8 protein-coding genes and 1 tRNA gene are annotated in these 9502 nt (G+C 63.3%); 8 read left to right on the top strand and 1 reads right to left on the bottom strand.

The features are described from left to right. Nucleotides 1–13 precede the first annotated feature (13 nt). The 3 genes from F6A13_RS08335 (at nucleotide 14) to F6A13_RS08325 (ending at nucleotide 1730) form a co-directional block, all read left to right on the top strand. Nucleotides 14–1105, top strand: a complete 1092-nt coding sequence (locus F6A13_RS08335; RefSeq protein ID WP_126605607.1) for an NAD(P)/FAD-dependent oxidoreductase — start codon at nucleotides 14–16, stop codon at nucleotides 1103–1105. 66 nt (nucleotides 1106–1171) lie between these two features. After that, a complete protein-coding gene (locus F6A13_RS08330; protein WP_009567370.1) occupies nucleotides 1172–1597 on the top strand; it encodes a Fur family transcriptional regulator in 426 nt (141 codons plus the stop codon). Between the two features lie 57 nt (nucleotides 1598–1654). Beyond that, nucleotides 1655–1730 (top strand) — tRNA-Lys (locus F6A13_RS08325). Nucleotides 1731–1829: 99 nt separating this feature from the next. Here F6A13_RS08325 and F6A13_RS08320 read toward each other — a convergent pair. Further along, nucleotides 1830–2267: a hypothetical protein gene (locus F6A13_RS08320; protein ID WP_126605606.1), complete on the bottom strand. Its 438-nt coding sequence runs from the start codon at nucleotides 2265–2267 to the stop codon at nucleotides 1830–1832. Nucleotides 2268–2357: 90 nt separating this feature from the next. On the opposite strand from F6A13_RS08320, the gene F6A13_RS08315 reads away from it, so the two are divergent. From F6A13_RS08315 to F6A13_RS08295, 5 genes are read left to right on the top strand one after another with little or no spacing between them, the layout of a single operon-like run. Then, nucleotides 2358–4721, top strand: a complete 2364-nt coding sequence (locus F6A13_RS08315; protein WP_126605605.1) for a glycoside hydrolase family 15 protein — start codon at nucleotides 2358–2360, stop codon at nucleotides 4719–4721. Next, complete coding sequence (locus tag F6A13_RS08310; RefSeq protein WP_126605604.1) at nucleotides 4718–5503, top strand: glucose 1-dehydrogenase; 786 nt, start codon at nucleotides 4718–4720, stop codon at nucleotides 5501–5503. The genes F6A13_RS08315 and F6A13_RS08310 overlap by 4 nt, the downstream gene beginning before the upstream one ends. Next, nucleotides 5493–7025, top strand: a complete 1533-nt coding sequence (locus F6A13_RS08305) for a GMC oxidoreductase (RefSeq protein WP_126605603.1) — start codon at nucleotides 5493–5495, stop codon at nucleotides 7023–7025. The genes F6A13_RS08310 and F6A13_RS08305 overlap by 11 nt, the downstream gene beginning before the upstream one ends. Further along, nucleotides 7022–8167 (top strand): MFS transporter, encoded by a 1146-nt coding sequence (locus F6A13_RS08300; RefSeq protein ID WP_126605602.1) that lies wholly within the window; start codon nucleotides 7022–7024, stop codon nucleotides 8165–8167. The genes F6A13_RS08305 and F6A13_RS08300 overlap by 4 nt, the downstream gene beginning before the upstream one ends. A 4-nt stretch (nucleotides 8168–8171) precedes the next feature. After that, nucleotides 8172–9491 carry an NAD(P)/FAD-dependent oxidoreductase gene (locus F6A13_RS08295; RefSeq protein WP_126605601.1) on the top strand — a complete coding sequence of 440 codons (1320 nt, stop codon included), beginning with the start codon at nucleotides 8172–8174 and terminating at the stop codon, nucleotides 9489–9491. The last annotated feature ends 11 nt before the right edge of the window (nucleotides 9492–9502 follow it).

Genomic DNA, 9502 nt, shown 5'->3' with positions numbered 1-9502 from the left:
GTGGTAAGCTCACATGCCGACTGAAATCTCTGCACATACGGATGTTCTGCTGATTGGCGGCGGCGCGATTGGCTTACTCAGTGCGATCAGGCTTGCGGAGTCCGGTCTGCGGGTTACGGTGCTTGATCAAGGTCATATCGGTCAGGAGGCATCATGGGCTGGCGGGGGCATCCTGAGCCCGTTGTATCCGTGGCATTACCCACCTGCCCTATTGAGTCTCGCGCTGTATAGTATGCAGCGCTATTTCTCCCTGACTTCCAGGTTGGTACAGCAAACTGGCATTGATCCTGAATGGACACCCTCCGGTTTGCTTATTCTGGAGGGCGAACACGAGAAAATCCCCAATGATGTGTTGGCTTGGGGGGCGTCGTTGGGGCTGGATTGGCACCTGGGGCCTGTAGAAAAAACGCGAACACTCTGGTGTCCGGAGGTCGCCCAGGTACGGAATCCTCGCCTGCTGGCGGCAATGTCCGTACGTTGCCGCCAGCTGGGCGTCGTATTCCATGAAAATACTGCGGTCACCCATTTCCGTAGACGGGGTGAACGACTGGAGGGCGTAGAAACCACCGCCGGATTTATGCCGGTAGAGCGGGTCATCGTGACGGCCGGTGCCTGGAGCGAAAAAATCCTTGCGGAAACGGGTAGTCATCTGGATATCATTCCCGTGCGCGGGCAAATCCTCCTGTTTCAGGGCAAACCCGGAGTCCTCGATACGATATTGATGCGCGATAATCATTACTTGGTGCCGCGGCGGGATGGACTGATTCTGGCTGGCAGCACGAGCGAATTTGTCGGTTTTGATAAGTCGACTACAAACAAGGCACGAGAAGAACTATTGGACTTTACTATCAAGACACTTCCCGATTTGGAGCAGGCCCAGGTCCTCAGGCAGTGGTCCGGATTGCGGCCGGGAAGTCAGGATTGCGTCCCGTATATCGGCCCCATTCCCGAATGGGAGGGGCTCTTTGTCGCTGCCGGCCATTTTCGCTATGGACTCACCAACGCGCCCGCGACAGCCGATATCCTGGTCTCCCTGTTGACGGGGACACCGCTGCCGTTGGATATTGCCCCCTATGCAGCCCTGACACCGAGGTCAGCACATTAAGGCCTTTTCTTGTCGCTAGAGAAGCGTTATAACTATAACCAGTTTAGAAGTAAAGTGAGACTATCCATGAATAACAATGACTGGAACAAACAACGTGTGCTGGAAGTGCTCCGTGACGCCGGAGTCAATCCGACAAGCCAGCGTGTGGAGATTGGTTACGCGTTGTTCTCCTCTTGCGCGCACTTGTCCGCCGAAGAGATCATGCAACGCGTCAATGCAGATTATCCCGTAGTATCCAAGGCGACGGTTTACAACACCTTGGGCCTCTTCGCCGGACATGCGCTGGTGCGGGAAGTGATTGTGGAGCCGGGTAAGGTATTCTATGACCCCAACGTGTCTCCTCACCATCATTTCTACTACGTAGATTCGGGAGATCTGGTGGATATTCCGGCATCCTCCCTGCAAATCGGCACGCTCCCTGACCTGCCGCCGGAGACAGAAGTGGAGAAAGTCGAGGTGGTGATACGGCTTCGGCAGCGCGCGACGCACTAAATCACTGTGTCGCCCGCCCTTGCCTTCTTGGCGGAAATTCCTATAATGTGGCGCTTCGGGTTGTTAGCTCAGTTGGTAGAGCAGCTGACTCTTAATCAGCGGGTCGTGGGTTCGATCCCCTCACAACCCACCAAATAACACAAGGGTTTAGGATTCTTCCTAGGCCTTTTTTGTTATCTGTTGGCGTGCATGTAAAACTGGCCACCTGTGCGCGTTGAATTTCGAACAGGTGTTATAGCGGAGCAGCGTACCAACACGGCTGTGGATCACTCGACCAGACTGAGACGGTGTTAACCTTTTTTTTCAGCGAATGCTGATCGTCAGAAGGCTGCGTTTCCTCAAACGGTGATGGCTGTTTTTCTTTCTCTCGATCCTTGATGCGAGCCTTGGCCGATGCGCTGCTTTGCAAGACATCAGGCTGCTTTCCCCGCATCGCCAGGCAATTGCCAGCGGCGGATCCGGCGCATGAACAACCGGTCCCTTGCATTCCGCTAAAAGCAAACATTGGGCCCGCATCGGCGTTATTTGTTGAAAAATCGTTTCCCGGATCAGATGGAACTTTCCAGCGCAAAAAGCGGTCGGATATTGCGCCGGCATGAAAGGGAAGTCCGCTGGTTGGTACGGCAACGCTCCCTTTCTCGCCCATGGCAGCAGCGATGGATTCCCGCACCGCCGCCGTTCTGCCTGATCAACATCTCCTATACTCTGCTATAGGTTACGGAGTCCCCCTCCCCCGCGCGTATTGGAAGGAAAGCACGCCATGGCAGCAACGAGCAAAGCCCCCGGCCCCGCCTGCCGGCATGCGGTCTGGTCCACCGCCAAAAAAGACTTCGTCGGCACGGCCCCCGGACCGGCTAGACTCTGGTTCACCGTCGGCAAGGGCATCATCACGGAGGTCTTTTATCCGCGCATCGACATTCCCCAGGTCCGGGACATGGGTTTGATCATTGCCGATGGCAAGGGTTTCTGGCAGGAACTCAAGGCCTTGCCCGAACCGCAATTGCAGATCGACGATCCGGCCATCCCCCTGCCCATCATTATCCATCGTCATGAGCGCTTTACCTGTACCCTCCGGATCTGCGCCGATCCGCTACGGGACGTCCTGCTGATGGACTTCCAACTGGAGGGGGACGCCGATCTGCGCCCTTATCTGCTCTGTGCGGCGCGATTGGGCGAAGACGCCGAGAACAATCAGGCCTGGGTTGGCCAATGGGAGGGCCGACCCGTGCTCTGGGCCCAGCAGGGACCCTTCGGCCTGGCCATATCCTGCCGGAGTCCAGAGGGCTTGCCCGGATTGGAGGCCCCCTCCGTGGGCGAAGTAGGCGCCAGCGACCTCTGGCAGGATTTCCACGCCAACGGACGGATGCTGTGGCAGTATCAAGAAGCCGGCCCCGGCGAGGTTTCCCTGTCCGCCCGCCTGCCCCGTCAAGGCACGTTGGCCCTGGGTCTGGGCACCAGCAAGGAGGCGGCCGCCACTCTGGCCTGGTCTTCCCTGGCCGAGGGCTTCGCCGCCGCCGAAGCGGGTTATCAATCTGCCTGGGATGCCTGGCATAGCCGATACCCCATGCCTCCCGAGTGGAAACGCAAGCTCCCCGCCGCCGTCCAAGCCCTCTATACCCGTTCAGCCACCGTCCTCAAGGTCCACGAAGACCGTACCTTTCCCGGCGCCCTGGTGGCCAGCCTCTCCGTACCCTGGGGCGAGGCCAGCGACAGCCGGGGCGGATACCATCTGGTCTGGTCCCGGGATCTGGTGGAAAGCGCCGGCGCCCTCCTCGCCATGGGCGCCGCTGCCGAAGCGCGCCAGGTGCTGACCTATCTCATCAGCACCCAGCAGACCGACGGCCACTGGCTGCAAAATCAATGGCTGGGCGGCAAGCCATTCTGGCAGGGAGTGCAACTGGATGAAACCGGCTTTCCGATCCTCCTTGCCGCTGCCCTCCAGGCGGAGCAGGCACTGGAAGGGATCGCCGTTGGCGACATGCTGCGCCGCGCTCTGGGCTTCATCCTCCGCGAAGGGCCGGTCACCGGCCAGGATCGCTGGGAAGAGGACGGCGGCGTCAATCCCTTCACCTTGGCGGTGGCCATTGCCGCGCTGGTGGAAGGCGGCGAACTGCTCGGCGGCAAGGCACGGGATTGCGCGCTGCTGCTGGCCGATTACTGGAATGCGCGCCTGGAGGACTGGACCTTCGTATCCGGCACGGATCTCGCCCGGAAATACGGCGTCGCCGGCTATTATCTGCGCATTGCCCCCCAGGACGTGCTCATCCATGCGGGCGCCAAGGAGGAATGGATGATGATCAAGAATCGCGCCAACGACCCGCATCTGCCCGCCGCGGAGCAGGTCGCCACCGACTTCCTGCAACTCTGCCGTTATGGTCTGCGCCGCGCCGACGATCCGCACATGCAGGACTCCGTCAAGGTGATGGATGCCTTGCTCAAAACCGACACCCCCAGCGGCCCCGTCTGGCACCGCTACAACGGCGATGGTTATGGCGAGCACCCCGATGGTAGCCCCTTCGATGGCAGCGGCCGCGGCCGTGCTTGGCCACTCTTGGTGGGAGAGCGCGGCCATTTCGCCCTCCTGGGGGGCGACGACGCCCTGCCCTACATGGAAGCCATGACCAAGATGACCGGCCACGGAGGGCTCTTGCCCGAACAGGTCTGGGACAGCGCCGCCATTCCCAATCGTGACCTCTTCCCCGGACGGCCCAGCGGTTCCGCCATGCCCCTGGTCTGGACCCATGGTGAGTTCGTCAAGCTCTGCCACAGTTGGCAACGCGGCTACCCCGTCGATCGCCCCCAGGCCACCTGGAAACGCTATCAGGGCAAGGCGCCGCAGATTGCGTATACGCTCTGGCGTTTTCGCCAGCGCTCCCGGCAAATGCCGGCCGGCAATGAGTTGCGCTTCCTGCTCCCGGCGCCCTTTACGGTGCATTGGGGAGTCGATGGCTGGCAAGACCCCATGGACACCCCGTCGGAGGATTGGGATCTCGGCCATGTCGCCATTTTGCCCACGCAGAAAATGGCGCCCGGAACCACGCTCCAATTCACCTTCTACTGGCGGGATACCGGCCAGTGGCAGGGCGAGGACTTCAGCATCACCCTGCAAGGAGAAAACTCATGATTGCCATCGATCTCACCGGACGCCGTGCCCTGGTCACCGGCGCGAGCGGTGGTTTGGGCCAGGCCATCGCCGAAATTCTGGCGACCGCCGGCGCCCAGGTCGCCGTTCATTACCGCAAGGGGCAGGCCGAGGCCGAACAGGTCGTCGCTGCCATCCAGGGCAAAGGCGGCAAGGCGCAGGCCTTCCAGGCCGACATCTCCGATCCGGCCGCCGTCGAAAAGCTGCTGCAGGAGATCGATGGCGCCTTTGGCGGCCTCGATCTCCTCGTCAACAATGCTGGCATGGATGGTCCCCGCGCCGTCGTCGGCGATGACGATCCCCAGGTCTGGGAAAAAATCCTCGCCGTCGATCTCATGGGCCCCTACTACTGCGCCCGCGCCGCCATCCCGCGCATGGAAAAATGCGCTTGCGGCGTCATCATCAACATCACCTCGGTACACGAGTTCATCCCCTGGGAAGGCTACAGCGCCTATACCAGCGCCAAGGCGGGACTCTCCATGTTCACCAAGACCCTCGCCCAGGAAACGGCCGACAAGGGCATCCGCGTGGTCGCCATCGCCCCCGGCGCCATCAAGACCCCCATCAACGAAGCCGTCTGGGGCAACCCGGATACCCTCAAGGACCTCGACGACAAAATCGCCATGGAACGCCTTGGCGCGCCGGAGGAGATCGGCCATGTCGTGGCCTTCCTCGCCAGCGACCTCGCCAGCTACATCACCGGCACCACCATCGCCGTCGACGGCGGCATGCTCATCTATCCGGATTTCCGCCATGGCGGCTAGCCTCGACGCTGACGTGATCATCATCGGCAGCGGCGCCGGTGGCGGCACCCTGGCCCGAGCCCTCGCCCCCTCGGGACTATCCATCCTCATCCTGGAACGCGGCGATTACCTCCCCCGCGAATGGGGCAACTGGGACCCACACACCGTCTTTGCCGAACACCGCTACCACACCCACGAACAATGGCACGATGGCGGCGGCCAGCCCTTCACCCCTGTTACCGGCTATCATGTGGGGGGCAACACCAAGTTCTACGGGGCGGCCGTTTTGCGCCGGCGCGAAAAAGACTTCCTCCCCCGCCGCCATCGCGACGGCCTCACCCCCGCCTGGCCCATCAGCTACGCCGATCTCGCGCCCCACTATGAGCAGGCCGAGGCCTGGTACTTTGCCCATGGCAAGGCCGGTGCCGATCCCCTGGAACCGCCCCGCGGCCCCTTCGCCTTTCCCCCATTCCCCCATGAGCCCATCCTCGCGGCCCTGGAGCAAAAATTGCGGAATATGGGGTTGCACCCCTTTCCCCTCCCCCTCGCCCTCCAGCGCCAGGATGAAGACCCCGCCCATAGCCCCTGCGTGCGTTGCCCCACCTGTGACGGCTTCCCCTGCCTGCTGCGCGCCAAGGGCGATGCCGAAGTCTGCGGCGTCACTCCCGCCCTGGCCCACGCCAACGTCCGCCTGCTCACCCGGCATCGCGTCCTGCGCCTGCTGCGCGGCGCCGACGGCAAGGGAGTGGAAGGTGTGGAAACCGATCAGGGCGCCCTGCGCGCCCGCGTCGTCGTCCTCGCCGCCGGCGCCGTACACTCCGCCGCCCTCCTCCTCGCCTCCGCCGATGCCACCGCGCCCCGAGGCCTCGCCAACAGCAGCGATCAGGTCGGGCGCAACTACATGTGTCATCTCAACAGTGCCTGCATGGCCCTCAAAGCCGCCCAGGAAAACACCACCGTCTTCCAGAAGACCTTGGCCATCAACGATTTTTACGACGACTCGGGCGACCCCGATTATCCCTATCCCCTCGGCCACATCCAGAATCTCGGCAAGGTCACGCCGGCGCTGCTCCATGCCCAACAGCCCCTGCTCCCCATCCCCGTCAGCGCCTGGACCGCCAGCCACTCCGTGGACTGGTGGCTCACCACCGAAGACCTGCCCGACGCCGACAACCGGGTCACCCTCGACAGCGACGGCCAGATTCGCCTCGCCTGGCAGCCCAAAAACCGCGAAAGCCACCAGCGCCTCTGTGCTCAATGGCGCAGGATCCTCCACCAGGCGGGCTTTCCCCTGGTCTTCTTTCAGGCCATGGACATCTCCGCCACTGCGCATCAGGTGGGCACCTGCCGTTTTGGCGAAGACCCCAAAGACAGCGTCCTGAATCCCTGGTGCAAGACCCATGACATCGACAACCTCTACGTCGTGGACGCCTCCTTCATGCCCTCCATCAGCGCGGTCAACCCCTCCCTCACCATCATGGCCAACGCCATCCGCGTCGCCGCGCATCTGGCCGAGCGCTTCAAAACAGGGGTCTGGGCGTGAAACGCGGCGTCACCGCCGTCTACACTGCGGGCTTTTTGCAGGGGGCGGCCTTCGTCCTGGTCCCCGCCCTGGGCCACATCCTGCACCAAGCCCCCTACGCTTTCGGCAGCAGCGCCTATGGATTCCTGTATTTCCCCGAGATCATCGGCGCCATCCTTAGCGCCCTGGCCGCCGGCAGCATCCACAGCCGCCTCGGCGGCTCCGGCGTCTTTCGCCTGGGGGCGCTGAGTAACGCCGCCGCCATGTTCCTGCTGGTAGCCGCCGCCTTTACGGGTGGTAATCCAGCCTATGGGCTGATCCTCGCCGAAACCTTCCTCCTCGGTATCGGCTTCGGCCTCACCAACGCCGCCATCAACCGCTCGGCCTCCCTCCTCTTTGCCGGAGCCGCAGCAGCGGCGGTGACCATTCTCAACGCCGTCATCGGCGGCGCCACCGCCATCTCGCCCCTGATCCTCGAAGGCTTTCGCAGCGGCATCGGCTGGGCGGGCTGGCCGGCCCTCCTCGCCATTGCTTGGCTGGCTCTGCTCCTGCTGCCCATTGCCGCCGATGGTCCGGCGGAGCTGGGTGGCCTGCGCGCCTGGCGCCGTTCCATGCTCCCCTTTGCCGGCGCCGTGCTGATCTACGCCATCTGCGAAGGCAGCTTCGGCAGTTGGGCCAATGTCTTGGTCAGCGTCAATCGCAGCCTGCCCGCCGCCAGCGGCGCCCTCGCCCTGGCCCTTTTCTGGGGCGGCATGACCGCCGCGCGTTTTGCCCTGGGCTTCATCCCCAACCGCTTGCTGCACCGCCGGATCGTCTATCTGCTCGCCCCCCTGGGCATGGCCGCGTGCTTCCTCCTCATCCCCCAACTCATCACCGCCGGCGCCCTGCTCATGGCCTTCACCGCCGCCGGGGTCGCCTGCGGCATCTACTATCCCTACAGTATGGCCTACGGCATTGCTGCCCACCCCCAGGAAGGCACCCAGATGGCCGGACTCCTGGTCGGGGCCCTCATGGTGGGCGAAGGCATCGGCTCCTTCGGGCTTGGTCCCCTGCAGGATCTGCTCCGCCTCGGCCACATCTATACCCTATCGGCCCTCTGGGCCATCCCCCTCTTCTGGCTGGCTTGGCGCAACAGCCGGCCTGCCCGTACGCCGAGGACCTGAGCCCATGGCTGAACGCGTCCTCATCCTCGGCGGCGGCTTCGCCGGCAACGCCGCCGCCCGTGCGCTCCGGGGTCAAGGGCTGGAGGTGACCCTCATCGACCAGCGCAATTACCACCTCTTCCAACCCCTCCTCTACCAGGTGGCTGCCGGCGATCTCCAGGCGGAGGCCATCGCCACGCCGCAACGGCGCCTCCTGCGCGGCGACCTGCATTTTCGCCTGGGACGGGTCGCCCGATTGGACCTTTCCCAGCGTTCGATCTTTCTTGATGACGGCGACGTCCTTCCCTATGACTACCTCTTCATCGCTCTCGGCACCGTCACCAATTTTTTCGGCAATGCCGCCATCGCCAGCCATGCCCTGCAGCTCAAAGGCATGGAAGCGGCGGAAGCAGTCCGTTCGCGCATCTTCAGCGCCCTGGAAGCGGCCAGCCATTGCACCGACTCCGCCGAACGGCGGAGCTGGCTCAGCTTCGTCATTGCCGGAGGCGGTCCCACTGGGGTGGAGTTTTGCGGCGCCCTGCTGGAGCTCCTGCGCGTCGTGCTCCCCCGCGACTACCCGGAATTGCGCCTGGAAGAGTTGCAACTCACCTTGGTGGAGGGCGGCGCAGCCCTACTTCCCGGCTTTGCCGCCCCCCTCCAGGCCCAAGCTGCAGGCAAGCTGCAAAAACTCGGTGCCCAACTGCGCTTTCACACCCATGTCCTGGGATTTGACGGGCAAACGGTGCAATGCCAGCCGGACCCGGACATTCCTGCCCATACCGTCGTCTGGACCGCCGGCGTAACGGCCCATCCACTGGCGGCCACCATGCCCGGCGCCAAGGGGCCCGGCGGGCGAATCATCGTCGATCCCCACCTGCGCCTGCCGGGACACCCCGAGGTCTTCATCCTCGGCGACCTGGCCTATGGCAGCGATGGTGCGTTTTGGCCCCAGGTTGCGCCCTTCGCCCTGCAGAGTGCCCGCCACGCCGCCCTGGTGCTGCAATCCCAACGGCACGGGCGTCCCCTCCCTCCCCCTTTCGCCTACCGGGACCCTGGCAGCATGGCCGTCCTCGGCCGTTTCGATGCCGTCTGCCAGATCGAACGCTGGCATCTGCGCTGGCATGGCTGGAGCGCCTGGCTGCTCTGGCTAGGCCTGCACCTCTACCGCATCATCGGCACCCGCAACCGCCTGCTCACCCTGCTCGACTGGGGAACGGATTACCTGCGCCACGGCGCCGCCGTGGAAATCATTCGCTCTCCTACCGATCCTTCGGATCCGTGCGTCCATACCCAGCCATCCCGGCATAAAATGCAGGCCGGCAATTTGACAAGTTCTGCTTCTTGAACTACTCGGTA

The sequence above is a fragment of the Acidithiobacillus sp. 'AMD consortium' genome, from assembly GCF_008926505.1.
GTDB classification, from domain to species: domain Bacteria; phylum Pseudomonadota; class Gammaproteobacteria; order Acidithiobacillales; family Acidithiobacillaceae; genus Acidithiobacillus; species Acidithiobacillus ferridurans.
This window is presented reverse-complemented; position numbering and strand designations above follow the sequence as displayed.

Excerpts from the sequence above, each read along its gene's own strand:
- F6A13_RS08315 (WP_126605605.1), top strand. The coding sequence starts at position 2,358 with ATGGCAGCAACGAGCAAAGCCCCCGGCCCCGCCTGCCGGCATGCGGTC.
- F6A13_RS08310 (WP_126605604.1), top strand. The coding sequence starts at position 4,718 with ATGATTGCCATCGATCTCACCGGACGCCGTGCCCTGGTCACCGGCGCG.
- F6A13_RS08335 (WP_126605607.1), top strand. The coding sequence starts at position 14 with ATGCCGACTGAAATCTCTGCACATACGGATGTTCTGCTGATTGGCGGC.
- F6A13_RS08295 (WP_126605601.1), top strand. The coding sequence starts at position 8,172 with ATGGCTGAACGCGTCCTCATCCTCGGCGGCGGCTTCGCCGGCAACGCC.
- F6A13_RS08305 (WP_126605603.1), top strand. The coding sequence starts at position 5,493 with ATGGCGGCTAGCCTCGACGCTGACGTGATCATCATCGGCAGCGGCGCC.
- F6A13_RS08330 (WP_009567370.1), top strand. The coding sequence starts at position 1,172 with ATGAATAACAATGACTGGAACAAACAACGTGTGCTGGAAGTGCTCCGT.